The organism is Spirochaetota bacterium (genome assembly GCA_035477215.1).
Lineage (GTDB): Bacteria > Spirochaetota > UBA4802 > UBA4802 > UBA5368 > MVZN01.
In genome coordinates, this window is sequence record DATIKU010000014.1 from 113,997 (window position 1) to 134,974 (window position 20,978).

Annotated in this window: 18 protein-coding genes; 12 read left to right on the forward strand and 6 right to left on the reverse strand. The window is 57.0% G+C overall.

Features of this window, described 5'->3' with window-relative positions:
* The first annotated feature begins 1 nt into the window (after position 1).
* Positions 2 to 736, forward strand: a complete 735-nt coding sequence (locus tag VLM75_02545) for an ABC transporter ATP-binding protein (protein ID HSV95795.1) — start codon at positions 2 to 4, stop codon at positions 734 to 736.
* Positions 737 to 770: 34 nt separating this feature from the next.
* A complete protein-coding gene (locus VLM75_02550) occupies positions 771 to 2,579 on the forward strand; it encodes a hypothetical protein (protein ID HSV95796.1) in 1,809 nt (602 codons plus the stop codon).
* A gap of 4 nt (positions 2,580 to 2,583) precedes the next feature.
* Here the strand turns inward: VLM75_02550 and VLM75_02555 are convergent, their stop codons facing one another.
* Positions 2,584 to 3,831: an acyl-CoA dehydrogenase family protein gene (locus VLM75_02555; protein ID HSV95797.1), complete on the reverse strand. Its 1,248-nt coding sequence runs from the start codon at positions 3,829 to 3,831 to the stop codon at positions 2,584 to 2,586.
* 198 nt (positions 3,832 to 4,029) lie between these two features.
* Here VLM75_02555 and VLM75_02560 point away from each other — a divergent pair, with 198 nt between their 5' ends.
* The 3 genes from VLM75_02560 to VLM75_02570 all read left to right on the forward strand — a co-directional run bounded on the left by VLM75_02560 (position 4,030) and on the right by VLM75_02570 (position 5,931).
* A complete protein-coding gene (locus VLM75_02560; GenBank protein ID HSV95798.1) occupies positions 4,030 to 4,389 on the forward strand; it encodes a helix-turn-helix transcriptional regulator in 360 nt (119 codons plus the stop codon).
* Complete coding sequence (locus VLM75_02565) at positions 4,382 to 5,509, forward strand: acyl-CoA dehydrogenase family protein (protein HSV95799.1); 1,128 nt, start codon at positions 4,382 to 4,384, stop codon at positions 5,507 to 5,509. The genes VLM75_02560 and VLM75_02565 overlap by 8 nt, the downstream gene beginning before the upstream one ends.
* Positions 5,510 to 5,595: 86 nt before the next feature.
* The gene (locus tag VLM75_02570) at positions 5,596 to 5,931 is read left to right on the forward strand and encodes a hypothetical protein (protein HSV95800.1); all 336 of its coding nucleotides are present in this window, start codon (positions 5,596 to 5,598) and stop codon (positions 5,929 to 5,931) included.
* A gap of 104 nt (positions 5,932 to 6,035) precedes the next feature.
* Here VLM75_02570 and VLM75_02575 read toward each other — a convergent pair whose 3' ends face one another.
* On the reverse strand, positions 6,036 to 7,226 hold the full coding sequence (locus VLM75_02575) for a CapA family protein (protein ID HSV95801.1): 1,191 nt from the start codon (positions 7,224 to 7,226) through the stop codon (positions 6,036 to 6,038).
* Positions 7,227 to 7,696: 470 nt separating this feature from the next.
* Here VLM75_02575 and VLM75_02580 point away from each other — a divergent pair, with 470 nt between their 5' ends.
* Genes VLM75_02580 through VLM75_02590 form a run of 3 tightly spaced genes read left to right on the forward strand, consistent with a single transcriptional unit; the run spans position 7,697 to position 9,979 of the window.
* Positions 7,697 to 8,278: a TetR/AcrR family transcriptional regulator gene (locus VLM75_02580; protein ID HSV95802.1), complete on the forward strand. Its 582-nt coding sequence runs from the start codon at positions 7,697 to 7,699 to the stop codon at positions 8,276 to 8,278.
* Between the two features lie 25 nt (positions 8,279 to 8,303).
* The gene (locus VLM75_02585; GenBank protein HSV95803.1) at positions 8,304 to 8,705 is read left to right on the forward strand and encodes an SCP2 sterol-binding domain-containing protein; all 402 of its coding nucleotides are present in this window, start codon (positions 8,304 to 8,306) and stop codon (positions 8,703 to 8,705) included.
* Between the two features lie 47 nt (positions 8,706 to 8,752).
* Positions 8,753 to 9,979 carry a M24 family metallopeptidase gene (locus VLM75_02590; GenBank protein ID HSV95804.1) on the forward strand — a complete coding sequence of 409 codons (1,227 nt, stop codon included), beginning with the start codon at positions 8,753 to 8,755 and terminating at the stop codon, positions 9,977 to 9,979.
* A 187-nt stretch (positions 9,980 to 10,166) separates the two neighbouring features.
* Here the strand turns inward: VLM75_02590 and VLM75_02595 are convergent, their stop codons facing one another.
* Positions 10,167 to 11,177: a sensor domain-containing diguanylate cyclase gene (locus VLM75_02595; protein HSV95805.1), complete on the reverse strand. Its 1,011-nt coding sequence runs from the start codon at positions 11,175 to 11,177 to the stop codon at positions 10,167 to 10,169.
* 241 nt (positions 11,178 to 11,418) lie between these two features.
* Here VLM75_02595 and VLM75_02600 point away from each other — a divergent pair, with 241 nt between their 5' ends.
* The 3 genes from VLM75_02600 (at position 11,419) to VLM75_02610 (ending at position 15,195) form a co-directional block, all read left to right on the forward strand.
* Positions 11,419 to 11,970, forward strand: a complete 552-nt coding sequence (locus VLM75_02600; GenBank protein ID HSV95806.1) for a tetratricopeptide repeat protein — start codon at positions 11,419 to 11,421, stop codon at positions 11,968 to 11,970.
* 409 nt (positions 11,971 to 12,379) lie between these two features.
* A complete protein-coding gene (gene fusA / locus VLM75_02605) occupies positions 12,380 to 14,455 on the forward strand; it encodes an elongation factor G (GenBank protein ID HSV95807.1) in 2,076 nt (691 codons plus the stop codon).
* Positions 14,456 to 14,664: 209 nt separating this feature from the next.
* Positions 14,665 to 15,195 carry a GNAT family N-acetyltransferase gene (locus tag VLM75_02610; protein HSV95808.1) on the forward strand — a complete coding sequence of 177 codons (531 nt, stop codon included), beginning with the start codon at positions 14,665 to 14,667 and terminating at the stop codon, positions 15,193 to 15,195.
* 53 nt (positions 15,196 to 15,248) lie between these two features.
* Here VLM75_02610 and feoB read toward each other — a convergent pair whose 3' ends face one another.
* On the reverse strand, positions 15,249 to 17,447 hold the full coding sequence (feoB, locus tag VLM75_02615; GenBank protein ID HSV95809.1) for a ferrous iron transport protein B: 2,199 nt from the start codon (positions 17,445 to 17,447) through the stop codon (positions 15,249 to 15,251).
* A 7-nt stretch (positions 17,448 to 17,454) separates the two neighbouring features.
* Positions 17,455 to 18,189 (reverse strand): metal-dependent transcriptional regulator, encoded by a 735-nt coding sequence (locus VLM75_02620; protein HSV95810.1) that lies wholly within the window; start codon positions 18,187 to 18,189, stop codon positions 17,455 to 17,457.
* Positions 18,190 to 18,500: 311 nt separating this feature from the next.
* Between VLM75_02620 and VLM75_02625 the strand changes: the two genes are divergently transcribed.
* Positions 18,501 to 20,348, forward strand: a complete 1,848-nt coding sequence (locus VLM75_02625; protein ID HSV95811.1) for a GNAT family N-acetyltransferase — start codon at positions 18,501 to 18,503, stop codon at positions 20,346 to 20,348.
* Here the strand turns inward: VLM75_02625 and thyX are convergent.
* Positions 20,343 to 20,978, reverse strand: a complete 636-nt coding sequence (gene thyX / locus VLM75_02630) for an FAD-dependent thymidylate synthase (protein ID HSV95812.1) — start codon at positions 20,976 to 20,978, stop codon at positions 20,343 to 20,345. The two genes, VLM75_02625 and thyX, sit on opposite strands and share 6 nt — an antisense overlap.

Here is a 20,978-nt window from a genome sequence, read left to right on the forward strand (position 1 = left end):
AATGCGTGGAGCGGGCGGCGAAAAAACCGGCGGAGAACCGGCTCTTCTCTCGATAGAGGGCGTCAGCGCCTCGTTCGGGAAACGGAAGATCCTCGACGGGGCAAGTTTTACGGTCGAGCCCTCGTCCATCGTGGCGATTACCGGGCGCTCGGGAGCGGGGAAAACGACGCTTCTGGGTATCATCTCGGGACTTATGAAGCCCGACAGCGGCAAGGTCGTCTATAAGGGGCAGAACATCCTGAAGTGGGGCGATTTCAAGCGCTCGCGCTTTCGCAACCGGGAGATCGGCTTCGTCTTCCAGTTCTTCAACCTGCTGCCAGACATGACGTCGTACCAGAACATATTCTATCCGGCGATTATAAGCCCCAGGTCGCGGAACCTGAAAGAAAAAGTCGACTACCTCGTCGCATACCTTCAGCTCGAGAATATCCTGCACCAGTATCCGGCGACCCTTTCGGGAGGCGAGCGCCAGCGTGTTGCGATTGCCCGCGCGATCATCAACAATCCCCGGGTCATCCTGGCAGACGAGCCCACCGGGAACCTGGACGGGCGCTCGGCAAACGATATATTGAGCCTGTTTAAAAAACTGAGGGATGAAAACGGCATGGCGATCGTCATCGCGACCCACGACAGCCGCACCGTCGCCAACGCCGACGTGCATTTCAATATCGATGACGCGCAACTGAAGCGGATAGAGCCGCCGGAGCGCAGAAAAAGATCGCGCCGCGGTCGATGAGCCGCGGCTTGAAGCTCTCAAACGTCGGAGGATCATGACTGCGGGCAGAATGTCGGTGCTGTACAAGGCGATCATCATCGTGTCGATCGCGGTCTTCAGCCTCGCGCTTCGTATGTACAGTCTCAACAGCGATCCGCCCGATTACCTGTCATGGAGTGCCGCAATCTATGTCGACGAAGGGTACAAGGCGCTCGATGCCCGGAATATTTTAAAGTACGGCGCCCCCCGCTGGAGCGAGCACGACAGCTACCGCGGCCACCGCGACGAATCCCCTGTGATCCATGCCGTCCAGCTCTGGATATTCGAGACCTTCGGCATTAAAATAATCAACCTCAGATATTTCAATATCGCCGTTTCGGTGGGAATCATAGTACTGACGCTGTTTGTACTTTCTTTTTTCTTCAATAAGCGTACGATCTTTCTGCTGGGGCTTGCGATGTCCATCAACGTTATACTCCTGTTCCACAGCAGAATAGCGCTGTACGAACTTCCCATGGTGTTTCTATGCGTGCTGCTTTTTCTGCCCATGTTTTTTTATCTGAGCCGCATGGGTCAAATCGACCGGGCGGGACACATCCTCTTCGTCTTCGCCCTGTCACTTGTGGTCGTCCTTGTCTCCTGGCTGGGGATGCGGATAAAAGGTTCGTTCGCGATATACATTGGTTCCGTGCTTGCGGCCTTCGCTTTCGCCGCGATCCTGCCGTTCTTTAAGAAACGCACGCGCTACCCGCGCATACTCGATCCCAAAAACCTGTTTCTTATGGCCATCGGCGGAATCCTGCTGGTGTCTTTTATCCTCTATGTCTGGCAGGCGAACCTTGGCTTTCAGGTGCGCTACCTGGGGAATCCGTTCATACTCCTTGGTAAAATCTGGTTTCTCGAGATCATCTATCTGCAGCCAAACACCTTTCTCATGGCGGTGTTGTGTACAATCGCAGTTATAAAAATACTGGGCAACAGGCGCTATTTCAGCTATAATCGCGAGCGTTTTCTGCAGTACCAGATCGATGTTTTTTTCGCACTCCAGTTCATCTTTTCGTTCCTCGTCGTTTACATGTCCTCGTACAGTCCGCTGCGCTACTTCCTCTTTTCCGAGGTGTCGATACTGTTCCTCGCGGGGCGGTTCGTGGCGAATTATGATGGTGAGATCAAGATTCTGAATGAGGGGAGGAAGCGCCCTAAAAGCGCGGCCCGCTCCCTGATCATTTTCGTGCTAATGTTCTATATCGCCATCCAGTTTGTCATCTTTCTGGTAATGCTTTTTTTAAGCTACGAGACCAGAAAAGTGATCTTCGATGATTTCTACCTTAACCTGACGAAGGGGGTCCTTGCGGGCCCAGGGGCGTCTTTCGTATTCATCCTGATCGCGGTCGTTCTGCCGCTCGTTTTCTACCTCGCGAAGAACTACGACGATTTCGTCGCCTTTATACAGAAGCATATAACCCCGAAGATGATGATTTTCCTGCTCATCGAAGTGCAGCTCATCTACCTGCTCAGCTGGCAGTTCAACCGGACAACAACGATTCGTGATGCGATGGATTTCGTCAACACACTGCCGGCCGGCTCCGTGATGATCGGGGACTGGGCCCCCATGCTCTGTTTCGAAAGCGATCTCAAGCCCATATATTCAAACCCGGACGACCGGCGGAATGTCGGCAATATTCCGCTGCTTCGACCCGATTACGTGGTTGTGAAGTCGCACAAAAATGAGGAAGCGAAATACAACGAGTACGTTCCCGGACTCATTGAGCCCGATAATTTTATTTACGGTTTCAAGGTGCAGGCATTCGATATCAAAATCTACCGCGTGGATAAATACGCGAAAAAACCGCGCGCGCCGTGATCAATCATTCATAAATTTTTTCGTCCACCTCGCCGGCGTTGGGCGCGTCCTGTTCCACGTCGCGGACGTTTTCCTTTGAAAAAACCTTGAAGTATTCCTTGTACCATTCATTCTGGATGATGAGCTGCATGATCTCGTTGGTGCCGACCCATATCATGGAAAGCCGAATGTCGCGCAGGATGCGCTCGATCGGATAGACATTGGTGTAGCCGATGCCGCCCATCACCTGCATGCAGTTGTTCACCACCTCCCACGACGCCTCGGTGATGAACTTCTTGCTTTCGGAGACCATGCGGCGGAGGCGTCCGGGATGCACCTTCGCGGAGTCTATGGCGCGCGCGGTGGTGTAGGCGATCGAACGCATGGTGTCGAGCCTCTGGACGCAGTCCGCCACGCGAAAACCGACCGCCTGGAAGTTCATAATGGGCACGCCGAACGCCTTGCGCATCGATGTGTACCGTGTCGCGATCTCGACGGCGGGCCGTACGGAACCGATGGTCATCGCCGCAGTGCCGAGACGCTCCGGGAGCATGTTGGTCTGGAATACCGGGAAGCCGCCATTGATGCCGTTGAGGGCATAGCGTTCGGGCACGCGCACGTCGTCCAGGATGACGCGTCCCGCGCCGCCGCCGCGCACCCCCATGAGGCCGTAGATGTATTTTGATTCGACACCCTTCGTGCGCGGCACCATGAAACAGGTCATACGCTGGTGGGCAGGAGCTGACGGATCGGTCACCGCGTAGACCATGAACCAGTCGGCGCCCTCCGCCCCCACGATGAAGCGCTTCTGGCCGTTAATGATCCAGTCGCCGCCGTCCTTACGGGCCGTGGTCGCCGCGCCGAAAAAGTCCGATCCGCCGCGCGGCTCGGTGAGGCATTCAGCAGCGTACACTTCGCCCCTGAGGAGCGGGACCACTATTTCCTGTTTCAGTTCCTCGATACCGTAATTGACAATGGCCTCGCAGACGATGTCGGCGCCGACGCCCCACAGGCAGGCCAGACTGTAGCTGGCCACGCCGATCTCCTCGGCCACCATGGTATCGTCGACCCAGCCGAGTTCACGGCCTCCGTATTCTTTTGGAAGTCTGATGCCGAGCAGCTTGCGCCTGCCGGCCTCTTTCAGGTATTCTTGGGGAAACTGTATCTTTTCCGCGTCCATGTCGAGGATCATCTCTTTGGGAACCCAGTTGGTGAAAGCGCGGGCCTCGTCGCGAAGTTTTAGTTGCTCGTCGGTGAGTAGAAAATCAAACATGAAGGTGCCCCCCTGTATTATAACAAAATGTTATAATATTATAAATACTTGTTATATTTTGTCAACCATACTGTAATTATTTCCGGGTTTAGCCGGGAAATGACGGCGCGAGGATCGGGGAGCGGATTATCATGAATTTTTATTGAACTTTCAGGCTCAAAATTAAATGCTACCAGTTAATCCGCGGGAAACGGTTGTATGGGATTCAAGGAAATCGGAAAAAAGATCCAGACTGCGCGCGAAGAGAAGGGCATGACCCAGGCTACCCTCGCCGAGGGCCTGGGCATATCGCAGGCCGCCCTTTCAAATTATGAGCTGGGCAAGCGCCGCCTGTATCTGGGAAAGATTCAGGCGGTCGCAGAACTGCTCGGCAAGAGCGTCGATTATTTCATAGCCCAGGAGAAATTCTTCGAAGGCGATGAGCGGGATGCATCGAACGGGCGCGAACGATTGCTCGGTTCCCTCTACGAGCGTACGGTCCGCCTGAGCGACGGGAATCTGCGGGAGCTTGAGGGTTTCCTCGATTTCCTTGAGTGGAGGCGGAAAAACAATGAATAAACCCGGCATGCTCCAGAGCGATGAAATTCAAAGGGCCCGGGAAACCGGGAGGAAACTCGGCTCCACGCCGGAGCACTCCGACATGGGCCTGTCCGACGCGGCGCGCCGCCTGTTCGCGGGATTGTCCGCGGCGAATTACCATGCCCTGCTTGTCCCACAAACGCATGGGGGCGGGGGGCTTGACTATGCGACCGCCGGCCAGATCTACGAGGAACTGAGCTATCATGGGATCGGCTTCATGCCCACCCTGCTGACGAATGCGCATTGCGCCGAGCTGTTGAAAATAGCCGGCAACAGGCAGAGCGAACAGGGCTTTTTGAAGAAGATCGGGAGCGACGGCCGCATCTTCGGTTTCTGTCTTACCGAGGAAGATGCGGGCTCCGATATTACGGGCATCCGCTGCATGGCCGACCAGGCGGGGGACGGATACGTGATCAACGGCGAAAAGTCCATCGTGATAAATAACAGCATCGCCGATTTCTTTATCGTGATAGCCACCACGGATTTCTCGAAGGGAAGGGCGGGTCTCAACGCTTTCGTAGTGGACGCCTCGTCGCCCGGCGTGGAGCGCGGTGAATCGGTCAGGGGTTTTGGTTTCGGGAACAGCGTAATCGGGAAAGTCGGATTCAGGAACGTCGCAATCCCCCGCGAGAACATGCTCGGGGAGGAGGGAAGCGGGTATTTTCTCGTGATGGAAACCTTCGACAAGGGGCGGCCGCTTGTCGCGGCCAGCTGTGCCGGCGCCGCCGGGAGGCTCCTTGATATTGTAACGGCGCATGTGCGCCGGAGGGAGCAATTCGGAAAACCGCTCTTCTCGTTCCAGGGGATATCGTTCAGGCTCGCCGACCTGGCCACGCGGCTGCGGGCTTCGAGACTTCTTTACCTCGACGCGCTTGCGCTCATCGACGAGGGGCGCGAATTTACCATGGAGGCGTCGATGGCCAAGCTTTTCGCCAGCGAAACGCTCCGCGACCTCGCCGAGTTCTGCCTTGAAGCGCTCGGTTACCGCGCCTTCGAGGCCGATTCCGAGGCGCGAAACATTTTCAACGACGCACAGCTCCTCATTTCGATAGACGGCTCATCCAATGTCCAGAGAATGGTCATCGCGTCCCAGCTTTAATCCGCGGTACGGCATCGCCGCTCTTCGCTTGGTTGCCGGCGCTTGTTCCACAGGTGGGGGGCGTCGATATCGCCCGGAGGCCTGTTGTGTATCGCCATACCGGGCCGCGTATCGCATCTACGTACATCTGCCGGAGTATATCGAAAAAACGCAACGGCGAACAGAAACGCATTCGGTCTTTGAAAGGGCGGCGGCACGACTCGAGAAATGACACCTCGCTGGAGGTGGGCGCCGGATCGGCCTGCGCGGTGGGCGGCGCCGTTTCCCCGACCGGGTGCAGCATATTCCCGGAGCGTGCGACCGCGGAGATGAAAGCGCGCGTCATGGCCGTAACGCCGGTCTGGACTATGGTAAGGGACTCCGCGGCGTTCCATGGCCGCTCGCGGCCGGCATTCGGGAAGCCGGCGCAAGCGGCGCTGTGAGCAGGATTGAGGCGGTGCGAAGCGCCGTTAAGATCCACGACTGTGGTATCGAAAAAGAATTTATTATTTCACGTGAACGGTGCACTGGCCTGTATCCGGCGGCGTCAGTGGTCGGCGAAGTGTATCGTATCGATTGTACGGTTGCTTAGAAGAGCTTTTTTTATTACTTCCATCCGGACGATAAGTCGCCGTGCGGTTTCGTCGTCGGCGATGGCGGCGGAAGTCTTCGCCCGGAGGGCGTTGATCTCGTCGGCGATGGCGACGGGCCGGATGCTGCGAAACATTCGACCGGACCGGTGGCGGACGATTTCATTGACGGTTCGGATGGGGACTATCTCGAATCGCGGGCGGATGGACCTGTCGTGCCGTTCCAGGAAGAGCGTTACGATCGCCGAGTCGCGCGTGCTGAGCGCGGTCGCGGCGCCGATCGCGTGTTCGCTGGACTGGTTGGAGATGAAGTTGCCGAGGCTGTGGAAGATGTGGTACATGCGGCCGTCGGCCGCCGTAAACCGATCGACGCGCTGGAGCACATGCGGATGGTGTCCGATTATAAGGTCCGCGCCATGCTCTCCATATTCGCGCATCAATGCGGCATCGGCGGCCAGGGGAACGGTCACGTATTCGGCGCCCGCGTGCACCGACATGACGATAAAATCAGCGCGCGCCTTCATCGCGTCGATCTGTTCGAGCATCAGCTCCTTTTTATAAAAATTGTTAAGATAAAAACGGCTGCTCGCCCGTGGAAACGCGGTGTTGACGACACCGGTACAGGCGATAAGGCCGACGCGGATGCCGTTCTTCTGGAATACATATCCAGCGGCCGCCTCTTCCATCGAAGGGCCGCCACCGACGTATCGGATTCCATAACGCTTCAGGTGTTCGAGCGTTTCAAGCGCGCCCGCTATGCCCTGATCGAGGATGTGGTTGTTCGCGATCGTTACGAGCGATATCCCGGCTTTTTTAAGCGCGCCGAGCACCTCTGGCCTGCAGTTGAAAACGTATGGCCTGCTCTCGAACGGGGCCGATACCGGAAACTCCAGATTTCCGAGCGTGATATCAGCCGTCAGCAGCCGAGGGGCGATCAGCTCGAACAGGTAATCGAACCCGCCGTTGTTGGCCGATTCGCCCGGGTTGCCGGATGGGATGTCGTTTAGGCGTGCGCAGGACTTAACGGGTATATGCATGATGATGTCGCCCACGAAGGAAACGGAAAGCCCCTCCGGCGCCCGGCGGCACGACTGAAGCAAAACGAAAATGAGCAGGACGGCCAGGGCTGTGCGGGTTGTTTTAGGCATGATTTGAAACGTAATCCCCTCTAAATCGATCGGGCGGCTTTCGGACAGCAAAGCCCGATTGCTCGTATAAGTCAAACGAATTGATCGACGGTGCCGCAAACCGATGGAGAGCGAAACACGACGAATTCGGATATCGGGGCGTGAATTAAATTTCGGGGAATACGCCGTCATTGCGGGCCCCTGCCGTATCGGGGCCCGGCGCTCTCCTTTTATGCTAAGCTTTTACAATTAACTTCCCGCCTTTTAAGATCGCCGCGTCGCCGGGCTCCTTGCGATGACAATATGTTCACCCCTGATTTAAATTCCCACACTGATGTCGCGGGTCGGGCCGGGCGATTAATGTGTTGACAGAAGTGGGGTCGCTTCTATAATGAACAAATAAATAATATATTCATTTATTTAATGTGCGTGCTCCGGGACCAGGTGAAATCCGCCCCGTTTCCGGATTGCGCGGCGGGTTTAACTGAAGCATGAGAAAGAAGGAAAAACAGGAAGCGATATACGAGGCCGCGCTAAGGGTGTTCGCCCGCTATGGCTTCAAGAAAACCACGGTCGAAGACATCGCCCGCGAACTCGGCATGACCAAGGGCAATCTCTACCTGTATGCCCGGAACAAGCGCAAATTGTATGAGAAGACGGTCGAATATGCCATGCTCCGCTGGCAGGCCCGGGTGCGCGAGGCGGTGGCGCTTGAAAAGGACGCCCGGTCGATGTTCATAACGATGTGCAACAAGGCCGTCGAGTACCTGGCGATGGACGAGAATTTTCGCCGCCTGCTGGTGCACGACCCTGAGATATTTCCGATGTTTCCCGTCCGGGACCCCTACGAGCGGATCAACAGAAACTCCATGGCCATGATCAGGTTTATTCTGAAAAAGGGCATGGCGGAAGGAGACTTCAGGAAGGTAAATCCGCGCACGACGCCGAACGCGATATTTTCCATATATAAGATGTTCATAATACGGATGTACATTCACCCGGAAGGAAAGGAGATGCGGAAGGTCTTCGAGGAGACCCTCGAGCTCCTGACGCGGGGGCTGTTCAGGGACTGATACTATTTACTCAGGGAGGCGCAGAATGGCACAGGCGGTTAAATACTTAAGCACCGAATGGCGGGACGAGGCCGAAAAGCGGCTGAAGAGCGAACTCAGCCCGGAAAAAATGAACAACATCACCTCTTCCATGTCCAATATCTACCAGAATTGCCCGGACGGAAAGACCCGCTACCTGTTTTTCAAGTTCGAGGACGGAAATTTCGCAGAGCTTGCGATAGGTGACGGCGAGCCGCCCGCGGCGGAATTCCGGATCAGCGGTGATTACGAGGTTTTCGCGAAGATTTCGCGCGCCGAGCTCGGCTCGCAGAAGGCGCTCATGACCGGAAAGCTGAAGCTCAAGGGCAATATGATCAAGGCACTCAAGCTCGCTTCAGTCGCAGACAGGCTCAACAAAGTCCTGTCGAAGATTCCCGCCGAGTACTGATCGCGCGTCGAAAGGCTTTGGATTATACATTTAGAGAGGTGAACAGCATGACATCACGTATAGAAAACAAGGGGCCGTATTTTATAGATTTTCCGGCCCGCATAAAAAGCATACAGGCCGAGATGGCGAGGCAGAATATCGATGTATACCTCGGCTCGCGCCTGCGCACCCTGTCGTGGACGCTCGACGCGTTCTGCCCGTGGCGGAGCTTCGTGGTTATTCCCGCCCAGGGAATGCCCGCGGCGTTCAGCTTCGTCATCGACGCCGCGCGCATCGCCGACGAAACCTGGATCGACGAGGACCGCGTCTATGGCTTCGTTCCCATGGGCGGGCAGGACCAGATAGAGCTCATAAGCGACTTCATAAAAGACCAGTTAAAGGGAGGGAAGGGCCGTGTCGGCATCGAGAGCGGAATGTCCAATTACCTGCCCGAGGGCTGGCTTACGCACTACGAGTATCAGCGTTATTCGGAAGCGCTCGATGGGTGCGGGCTGGTAAACGCCCATTCGATAGTCGACGCGCTTTCGATCGTCAAGGACCCGGGTACGATCAACCGTTTCCGCGAGGCCTCGCGCATCGTGGACGTCGGACACAGGGCAGTGTTCGAGGCGATAAAGGACGGCGGATGGAAGGGCATGACCGAAACGGAGATTGCCGGGCTCGCCGCGCTCGCCATGCGGCGCGAAGGGAGCGAATGGGAGTGGAGCTTCACAGGCGGCAACGAGATCGCCGCGGGATACCGCACTGGCCTTGCCGGAGGCGCCTGCACCCCCGCCACTCGAAAAAAACTCGCAGCGGGCGAGCCACTCATGGTCGACATTCATTCCATGTTCATGCTGGGCCTGGGCGACCACTCGCACAACTACCTGATCGCGCCGGCGACCGACCGGCAGCGCTGGCACGCCAGAAACTTCGTGGACATCGTCGCACTCACGCTCAAGACCTATCGCGCCGGTATAACTCCATCAACGCTCGCCGATGCGATGATGGCATTCGCCGAAGAGCGCGGTTTCTCCGACTACATGGTGCCCGGGTTCGAGCATGGAATAGGCATGATGGGGGACGAGTGGCGGATCGGACTAAACGACGGTCCCTTCCCCTACTGGACCAATCCAGACCATGTATACCGCGAGAACGAGGTGCTGATCTGCGCCATGCAGTACGCCTGTCCGGAGGAAAACATCGGTTTTCGCTATGAGAACCCGATCGTTATCATGAAGGACGGATGCGACGAGATGTCGAAATTTCCGCTGGGGATCGAGGAGATTCGTTGAAGGCGCGGATGTCGCGCGAAGGCGCGGATGGCGCGGATGTCGCGTGAAGGCGCGTGAAGGCGCGGATGTCGCGTGAAGGCGCGTGAAGGCGCGTGAAGGCGCGTGAAGGCGCGTGAAGGCGCGTGAAGGCGCGGATGTCGCGTGAAGGCGCGGATGTCGCGGATGGCGCGGATGGGTATCCGCGCTTTCATGCGTTCTTCCTGACCGTCCCCTTGTGGTGATACATGCCGGCGTCGGCCATCCGGATGAGTTCCCGGATTTTCGGGAAGGGGCCGGCGGCGGTGCCGTAGGAAAAGCACACGGACGGTCCGTCCGCCATGGCGAAGCGTGAAAGCTTTTTCATCTCGCGCGCGAACCGTCTCTCGATTTTTTCCACCTGTTCGGACGGTGCGGGAACTATCGCGAGAAATTCGTCGCCGCCGATGCGGAAGAGCATGTCGTTGTATCGCAGGCGCGATTTTAAAATTCTTGATACTTCTTTCAACACCTCGTCCCCCAGCGGATGCCCGAAACCGTCGTTGATTTCCTTGAATTTATCAACGTCGACCATGACCACTACCATGGCCGGTTCGGTGTCGTAGCGCCTGCGGCGCGGGGAGGCCGTTTTTTCCGCTTCGGCAACAACCTGGTCCAGTTTCGCCCGATTGAAAAGACCGGTCAGGGGATCGGTAAGGCTGCGCTGAAGCGCCTGCTCGTAGAGCGCCGAGTTCGCGAAGGCGATCGCCGCGTAATCGGCGATGGCCTGGAGGATCAGGTGTTCCATTTCGGTGAAAAGTCCCCCGGTGGTGCGGTTTACCAGCTCGATGACGCCGTACAGTGTGTCACCGAAAACGATCGGCACGGCCATCACCGATTTCGTTTTGAATCCCGTGGCCTTGTCGACCCTGTCGCTGAACCGCTTGTCCCTCGATGTGTCGGGAACGAAGATGGAGCGCTTCGTCCGCGCCACCGTGCCCGCTATCCCTTCGCCCATTCCCAGCCGGATGTTTTCGACGGCTTTCGCGTCGATTCCCTTTACAATAACGAAGAAAAGTTCGTCGGTATTGGGGTCGAGCCGCATGAGGCTCCAGTTCTCCGCGTCGAAGAACAGGTGAATCTCTTCCATTATGGAGTCGAGTATCACCCCGAATTCGAGGGAGGAAGTTATGATCTTGCCAATGTTCGAATAGAGCTTTTTAATATTTAAGAGTTCTTCCATCGCTCTCCGTTTTAAGGGTCGAATATCCCGCATGCACAGGGGATGGAAAGTATTGTGGGAGAGCCGCTTTTTTGCAATGATATTTCCGGGCATGGGCCCTCACGCGGACGACGCGCCGGACCGGTATCGGTTTTCCGCCTTCGGCGAGAGCGGCCCCGGGCGAAAAAATCCATCCCCTCCTTTTTGTTTGATTATAATTTCGGGGAAATCCGCCGATAAGAAAACCAGGGGTTGGGACACCGTGCATAGAGACATAATCAGCGTGGACAAGGGGAGCGATATCATGAAAAAAACGGCGATGTTCCTGGCGTGCGGCGCCTTGCTGGCGCTGGCGGGTATGGAACTCCATGCGCAGGAGGCTCCGAAGGAGGCCGCAAAAGAAGCATCTGGTAAGAGCCTCGGCGCCGTTGCGGACGATATAAAGTTTGAGAACGCCCTGCAGTTCTACTCCATGGGCGATTACCGCAAGGCCCTTCAGATGTTCAACGAGTACCTGGAGATATATCTCACCGGGGCGCATCGCAGCGAGGCATTGCGTCATGTCGCCCTGATCCACTTCGACCGGTTCGAGTACGAAAAGTCGATCCGTGCCTATACCGCCATCCATGAGGAGTCCAATAACACCGAGGAAGGCATAGAGGCGTATTACAAAACAGGCATCTGCTATCAGAAGATGGGTTACGACACCAGGGCGCAGGGCGTATTCCGATCCATAATCGAGCAGTATCCATATTCGACCTATGCATATCTTTCCAGGATACAGATAGACCTGCTCAAAATAATAGAGAAGTGAGCGGTCCGGTGAATAAAGCGCGGCGTCCTTCAAATTTTCAGCGGCAAGCGGCCCCTTCGTTAAAAAAAGATAATTTGTTGACAGAAATCACGGGGTATTCGAGTATGCGCTTTCCGTAATGTGAATTTCGGCTCCTATCGCCATTATCAAATGTGAATGGTACCGATGGCTGGCGGGGGCGTTAATTAATAAAATGAAGTTCACGGCGATACGCTTACCGTTTTTTTATATATTTTAAACGGCAACGAGCTATTATTGTGTTACATTAACTATAATCGCGATTCATTGTAGACGGCGTCACTGCAGCAAGATGGGCCAACCCCGTCCTATAACCGCCAACAGCACATCGCGCCGGTTCCTGATTGTGCCATAATTACGGAAAATACGTTTATCCAGGGGAGATTGATATATGCCTTTACAGAAGTTGCGAAATATCGGAATCGCCGCGCATATCGACGCGGGCAAGACTACGCTTACCGAGCGGCTGCTCTATTTTACCGGCTCCACGAGAAAGCTTGGCGAGGTGCATGACGGCCAGGCCACCATGGATTTCATGAAACAGGAGCAGGAGCGCGGCATCACCATCGCCTCGGCGGCGATTTCCTGCCAGTGGAAGGACTATGCCATCAACATCATTGACACTCCCGGGCACGTGGATTTTACCGTGGAAGTGGAGCGTTCCCTCAGGGTGATCGACGGCATGATCGGCCTCTTCTGCGCGGTTGCCGGTGTCGAACCTCAGAGCGAGACCGTGTGGAACCAGGCCGACCGTTACAAGGTGCCCCGCATCGCGTTCGTCAACAAGATGGACCGCGTCGGCGCCGATTTCGACGAGTGCATCAACCAGATGGAAAAGTACCTCGACGCCAACCCGGTCCCCTTTCAGGTGCCCATGGGTGCCGAGGAAAACTTTCTGGGCGTCGTCGATATCGTTGAGCGGAAGGCCGTCATTTTCAAGGAGTTTGAGCGGTTTGTTACCGATGTGCCCGAGGAGTACAGGGAGAGATGCGAAAACGCGCGGCGTCACCTGACGGAGAAGCTGGCGGACTTCGACGAGGACATCATGCAGATGTACCTTGAGGAGAAGGACATTCCGGCGGAGTTGATAAAAAAGGCTTCGCGGTGCGCGACCATAAAGATGCTCTTTACCCCCGTTTTTTGCGGGGCTGCATATAAGAACAAGGGCGTGCAACTGCTCCTCGATGCGGTCCTGGACTACCTCCCGTCGCCGGTCGACAAGGGCGCAGTAGTCGGCATGGATGTCAAGGACACTGAAAAGACCCAGACCCGCCATCCCCTGCCGGGCGATCCGTTCTGTGCGCTGGCCTTCAAGCTGATCCACGATCCCTATGTGGGGCAGCAGACCTTCGTCCGGGTTTACTCCGGCAAGCTCGAGAGCGGCATGCAGGTGTTAAACGGCACGAAGGGCGAGAACGAACGCATAGGCCGGATAATGCGCATCCGCGCCAAGGAACGCGAGGATATTACCAGCGCCGGTCCCGGCGATATCGTTGCGCTTATCGGAATGAAGCATACCAAGACCGGCGATACGCTTTGCGATATGCGCCATCCGATCGTGCTCGAATCGATCTATATTCCGCCGGCGGTCATCGATCTCAAGGTGACTCCCCCCTCCAAGAAAGAGGAGGAGAAGCTCGGAATAGCGCTCCGCAAGCTCGCCATGGAAGACCCTTCATTCACCATTCGGGTGGACGATGAGACTAACGAGACGATAATAAGCGGCATGGGCGAGCTGCACCTCGAAATCATCGTTGACCGGCTAATGACCGAGTTCAACGTGGAGGCGACTGTCGGTGAGCCCTCCGTGGCTTTCCGCGAAGCCATCAAGCACGAGGCACAGGCCGAGGTTAAGTTCGCCAAGCAGACGGGCGGGCGGGGGCAGTACGCGCACTGCGTGATGCGCATAGAGCCCAATCCTGACAAGGGCTTCGAGTTCGTCGACCACACCAAGGGCGGGGTGATTCCGCAGGAGTACATGCCTTCCATTAGAAAGGGCATTGAAGGGGCGATCGCCGACGGTATTATCGCGGGATTCCCCGTGGTCGACGTGAAGGTCGTGGTGCTTGACGGCAGCTACCACGAGGTGGACTCCTCTGACATGGCGTTTCGTACCTGCGGCTCGCTGTGCTTTAAAGAGGCTTTCCGGAAGGCGTCGCCGACCCTGCTCGAACCGCTAATGAAGATGGAGATCAACACGCCGGACGAATACATCGGCGAAGTCATCGGTGACCTCAACAGGCGCCGGGGCAAAGTGGAGTCCATGCGCAGGTTCCGAAAGGGGGCGCAGAAGGTAAACGGCTTCGTGCCGCTTATGGAGATGTTCGGCTACGCGACTCAGCTTCGCAGCCTTTCGAGCGGCCGCGCCAACTATTCCATGGAGTTCTCGCGGTATGTACCCCTGGGCAAGGAAGTCCAGGAGAAGGTCCTTAAGGCGATTCAGGAAAAGAAGCTTCAGAAAGTGTAGTCCCGCCGTGGTCTGCGCGTAAACTTCTCAGTATAATACCCTGGGGAAAAGGGAGGCGGAAACGCTCCCCTTTTCCTTCTCTCCGTTTTGCCCGCCGCCCTAATCGTTGTTGCTTTAATCATCACGATGCAGTACCATTATACACGAAGGCATTGAGCGTCACGGCGAACCGTGCATATCGGGCGGATATCCCGAGGGAGGCGAGTATCATGCGCAGGAAGAGGGCGGCGCAACTGATGGCGCGGCATGCGCCCGATGTAGATGGCAAAAAGATCCGGATACGGACGCTTCGCCCGCATGACCATAAAAACCTCCTCCGAATGTACGCTCATTTTGATCCCAAGCACGTCGCTTTCGGTCTGCCTCCGAACGAGCGGACGCTTCGGAGGCGATGGGTCGAAAACCTGGAGCACGGCAGGCTGAACGTAATCGCGCTGTCGGGAAGGCGGATTGTCGGTCATGCGTCCATCATCGATGTGCCGGATGAGGATTTCTGCGAGTTTATCTTTTTCGTGCACCAGGACTTCCGCGGGCGCGGGATAGGTTCGGCCCTGGCCGGGGATATCTGCCGCAGGGCGCTGTGCCTTGGGAAAAAACGGATATGGCTTATGATCGAAAGCGCCAACGACGAAGCCATGACGGCCCTTTTTCGCATCGGGTTTCGCATCAGCGGCGTGCACGGAAGCGAGTACGAGATGGATCTCGACCTGGAGCCGGTGGCGGCGATTCTCTGCATGTAGCCATGGGTGCGACGATATTTAACAAAAACGCACAAAGCGGGTATGGCGGCCCGTCAGAATCCGAGTAGTTTCCCCGCGTTGTAAAAAAGAAAGCAAACCGACCAGGCCAGAAGCAGCTGGTAGGCCAGGGAGATAAACGCCCATCGCCATCCGGCCTCCCGGCCCATTACCACCACCGTTGCCAGGCAGGGAACGTACAGGAGCACGAAGAGCATGAACGTGTAGGCGGTAAGCGGCGTAATGCCGTACTCGGGCCGCCGTATCGACTGAACGATGGGCTGCTGCGCGCCTCCGGCTCCGTCCCCGGCATGGTACAGCACTCCCATGGTGCTCACCACGACCTCCTTGGCGACAAAACCGGTTACGAGCGAGATGCCCATCTGCTGGTTGAAGCCGAGGGGCTGCATCAGCGGCGTGAGCATGGAGCCCATGCGTCCTATCATCGTGTTACGCTTTTCGAGCGAGATCTTTTCAACCTCGAGCGATTCCAGCTTCGCATCGAGTTCCGCCCGCTTCGCCTCGATGGTTTCGGACGGCGCTCCGCCTGCGCGCGCCCTGTCGATGACACGCGCGCTGTGGGACCGGAGCGCGGAGATGCGCGCGTCGAACTCGTGCGCGATATCCGGCGACTTAGGGTACTCGCCCATAAACCAGATCACCACCGAAAACGCGAGGATGATCCCTCCCATCTTCCGAAGATATTGCGACGAGCGGTCCCACATGTGCAGCAGGGTCGATTTTATGGTGGGGATGCGGTAGGGCGGGAGCTCCATCACAAAAGGCGTGGATCCGCCGCGGAAGAAGACGCGACCATACAGCTTTGCCGAGACAAAGGCGAGAAGGATGCCGACGAGATAAAGTGAAAGGATCACCGAGCCCGCGTGATCGTGAAAGAACGCCCCTGCGAACAGGATGTAGACGGGCAAACGCGCCGAACAGCTCATGAAGGGATTGATGAGAATGGTGAGAATCCGGTCCTGCCGGTTCTCAAGCGACCGTGTGGCCATGATCGCGGGGACATTGCAACCGAATCCCATGATAAGCGGGATGAACGACTTCCCGTGCAGGCCCATGGTATGCATCACCCTGTCCATGATGAAGGCGGCGCGCGCCATATAGCCGGTATCCTCCATTAAGCTTATGCCCATAAAGAGGATAAGAATGTTAGGCAGAAACACTATGACGCCGCCCACGCCGCCGATAATCCCGTCAACGACAAGGTCTTTCAGCGGTCCCGCGGTCACAAGGCGTTCCACCGCAAGACCGAGATGGTGCACCCCGTTCTCGATCAGGTTCATCGGGTATTCGCCCAGGGCGAAGGTGAGATAAAAAAGGGCCCAGAGAAAAAGGAAGAGGATGGGAAAGCCGAGATACCGGTTGGTTATCACCCGGTCTATTTTATCCGACACATCCACCCTGCGCGGCGCGGTCTTCTTCACCGATTCGCGCACCGCCCCGGCGATGAAGCCGTAACGGCGGTCGGAGATAATGGTCTCTATGTCGTCATCGAAGTGCCGCTCCAGGACGGTACGGCTCTTCGCTACCTGCTCCATGACAATTTCGTGGCCGGGGTACGCCTCCAGCTTCTTGACCGCGTCGGTGTCGCGTTCGAGGAGGCGCACGGACAGCCAGCGCGTGGAATAACGCCTTCCGATCGTTTCGTCCTCCCACATTTTACGCTGAATCGCGCGAATCTCCGCCTCCACGTCGTCGCCGAAGGGGATGTGGATGTGGCGCGCGGTATCGTCGGCTCCCTGCGCAACCTGGACGATCCTGTCGAGCAGCTCGGCGATGCCGATGGAACGCGTGCCCACGGTCTTGACCACGGGCATACCCAGCAGCGTCCCGAGCCTTTCGGAGTCGATCACCAGGCCCTTGTTCGCCGCCTCGTCGAACATGTTGAGCGCAATCACCGAACGGGCGCCGATATTGATGAGCTGGGTCGTAAGGTACAGGTTGCGATCGAGGTTGCCGGCGTCGACGACGTTGACGATTACGTCGGGGCGGTCGTCGATGATGAAGTTGCGCGTGATGATCTCCTCCATGCTGTACGAGGTAAGGCTGTAGATTCCGGGGAGGTCGATGACCCTGATGGAGGCGCCCCCGTGTTTTAGGCGTCCCTCTCGTTTCTCTACGGTGACTCCGCTCCAGTTCGCCACCTTCTGCCTGGCGCCGGTGAGCGCATTGAATATTGTGGTTTTACCGCAGTTGGGATTGCCCACAAGCCCGACGGTGATTTCCCTGGTCTTCATCGATGGTCTATTCCTTGCCGTGCCGCCGCCCGTGCCTGCCGTGTTCGAGGGGCCGGACGATGATGTTCCGTGCCTCCTCGACCCGGAGCGAGAGGCGGTAGTCCTTAATTGAAAGCTCTATGGGGTCGCGCAGCGGCGCGTACTTGATCACGGTGATTCGTTCCCCCTTTCGGAATCCCATGTCGATCAGCCGTTTGCGGAGGGGGGAGTCGCCGAGCACCTTGACGATTGCCGCCGACCGGCCCTCCCTGAGCTCGTTCAGGGGGACTTCCTCCATCATGATCTGGAGCTGGTCGGTCCATTCGCGTTCCGACCCGTGCTCGGCATCGTGGAACTCCACCAGGCGGTACAGCCTGCGGCAGGCCTCGGGCGAAAGGTGGTGCTCGATACGGCACGCTTCCTCATCGGCCGAACTCTGCTCCATTCGAAGAATTTCTCCGAAGAAACGCTTGAGGAAGGAGTGCTTGCGGTACACCAGCTCCGCCACCTGCTTTCCCTTGCCGGTGAGCTCGATAAAGCCGTATTTCTCATAATGGATGAGGTCTTTTTCGCGCAGCTTGTTCAGCGCGGCGGTGACGCTCGGCATGGTAATTTTAAGGGTCTTTGCGATGTCCTTGACCCGCACCACCCGGTTAAGCGAGGAGAGGAGCGCTATGGTTTCCATGTAGTCTTCCATGTTGGCCGAGAGTTCGGTGCTCTCGAAGAATTCTTCCTTGCCCGCGCTATCGTCGCCCTGCTTCATGAGTTGTTCCCCCGTTGGTGGATATAGGGACTACGCTAAATAAATTAGTCAAGTCTAATATATGGATACTGATATATTTATCAACTATATTTATTGTGAGCAGGTCCAACTGGCGCCGGGGCGGTGTCCGCCGTCCGCAACGCACGGGTGGCGGGCCGATGGTGTCGGGTTTTCCGTCCGCGCGAATTATAATTTTCTTTCATTTCGCCCGGGTTTACATGAAGATACGCCTGCAGGCGCTACAGTTATGGTGTGAGGTTCCATCGGCGCGAAATAGGTGGAATCATTTCCAGGAAGGAAGGACGGCGCATATGAAAACCGTCGGCGACTATAAAGAAAAGCTCGTTTCGGTCGACCAGGTCCTCGAGCTCATCAAGCCTGGAAACCGCATTTTCCTCAGCAGCGGGCCGGCCATTCCGGCGCTGACCGTCAAGGCGATCGTCGATTCGGACGAAAAGAACCTCCTCGACCTCGAAATTATACAGCTCATCACGCTCGGGGATTACCTGCCATCCGACGCCAGCCAGACATCCAAGTACCGGCTCAAGACGTTCAATATAGGGGAAAGCATTGTACGCGACATCGGCGAAGGCAAGGTGGACTTTATTCCGGCCAACCTCCTGGAGATACCGCTCATCCTCTCGTCGGGGGCCGTTGGGGTCGACATCGCCGTCGTACAGACGTCGCCTCCCGACAGGCGGGGCTTCATCAACCTCGGCGTGGCCGTGGACGTCGCGAACATCGCGATCAAGAACGCCGACCTCGTTATCGCCGAGATCAATCCGGCGGTGCCGGTCACCTATGGTGAAACCAGCATCCACGTAAACCAGGTCGACTTTCTCGTCGAGAGTTCGCTGCCGCTCCTCGAACGCGAACGGACGAAGTACGATTCTATCATGGAGCGCATCGGCTGGCACATTACCAACCTGATCGAGGACGAATCAACGGTGGTGCTTCACGCCGGGAGCATGTTCGACGCGATCGCAAAGAACCTCCGCTCCAAGAAGCGACTGGGAGTCTACACGCACGTGATCTCGGACTGGGTGATCGACCTTGTCGAGTCGGGAGCGATCTCGCTCGACCGCGGTCGCGTCAGCGGGGGCCTGGTCACGACAAGCTACTGTTACGGCACGCGCGCTCTTTACGATTATGTGGACCGTAACCCGGTTTTCGAGTTCCATCCGATTGCACGCCTGGTCAATCCCTTCGTGATCCAGCGCCTCTCACGCCTGACCAGCATAATGAACGTCAAGCGCATAGACATTACGGGCGAGTCGGTGGTGTTCCATTCGGGCGACAACCTGCTTTCGGGTTACGAGAGCAAACTCAACTTCGCCATAGCCGCCGCTTTCACCAAACAGGGTAAGGCGATAGTGGCGCTCAAGTCGGTCGACCCCGAGGGCAACAGCAATATCGTGATTGCCCATGAGGAGGGCGAGCGGGTGAGGGCCACGCTGGGGGCGACGCGCTATGTCGTGAGCGAGTTCGGGGTGGCGCGCCTGTTCGGCAAGTCGATCCGCGAGCGGGTGCTGGCCATGATCGACATCGCGCACCCCTCTCACCGGGAAAAACTCCTGGTCATGGCCAAAAAGTACGGCTACGCCTATCAGGACCAGATATATGTCTGCGACACTACGTGCAGTTATCCGCTCGACATGGAGACCGTTAAGACATTCGGCGGGGGCCTCGAGCTCAAGCTGCGCCCGATACTCCCCTCCGACGAGGACATGATGCGCAGGCTTTTCTACCATTTTTCGGACGAGTCGAAGTACCTGCGCTATTTTGCCAGGCTTTCGATTATGCCCCACAAAGAGATGCAGAAGTACGTAAACATCGATTATGAAAAGACATTCTCTATCGTGGGCATTTTACAGAAAGATCGTACCGAGCGGATCATCGCCGAGGCGCGCTACGCCTATCACGACAGGATCGACGCGTACGAGATGGCGTTTATCGTCGACGAGGAGTACCAGGGGCGGGGTATCTCGACCTTTCTGCTGAACTACCTCATAAAGATCGCCCGAGACAGGGGAATAAAGCGGCTGACGGCGACAGTGCTCCCTCAGAACGACAAGATGCTGAGGGTCTTCGGGAAAGGGGAGGTCAAACCGAAATCGATTTTGGCCGACGGGGTGATCGAACTGCGCTTCGAGCTATAGCATTGAGCGCGCCGTTTTAGTCGTTTCGTCGATGATGAAATCGCCGAACACCGAGGGGGCCTCCACCTGCATAACGCGAAGCATCGCCAGGCACACGGCGCGTATCTCCCACTGAGCGCCCCGCGCGCAGCGCAGCGCAAAGACGTGCCGAAGCTCGCGGAAATTGGCCGAGAATACGATCTCGCTTTCAAGCGCGTTCGGAAGCACGAAGCGCGCGTCCTCTTTTTTTATTCCCATCTCCCGCAACCGCCTGTAGGTGAGCCGCGCGTTTTCAAGGAACTCGTCGAAGAGCGCGCCGGCTTCGTCGTGCACCTGGACATCGGGCGGTACGACATAGTTGAACTCCTCCTCGCTCACGTAGCGCTGCGATTGCTGCGAGAAGCTCGCCACGCGGTGGCGAACCAGCTGGTGCGTGAACGCGCGCGAGGCCCCGCGTATGCGGAAACTCGCCGAGGCGTGCTCGAGTATTGAGTGATGGCCGTTTTTGATGCAGCGGCGGATGAAGTTCGCCTCGCTCGTGTCGTCCATCTTGTCGAAGGAGAGGTAGCAGGTACGCCCCGCCTCCTCGATGAGCTTTTCGGCGCGGGGGGTTACGGAGAGCAGGGTTATTTCTGGTTCGGTAATGCGCAT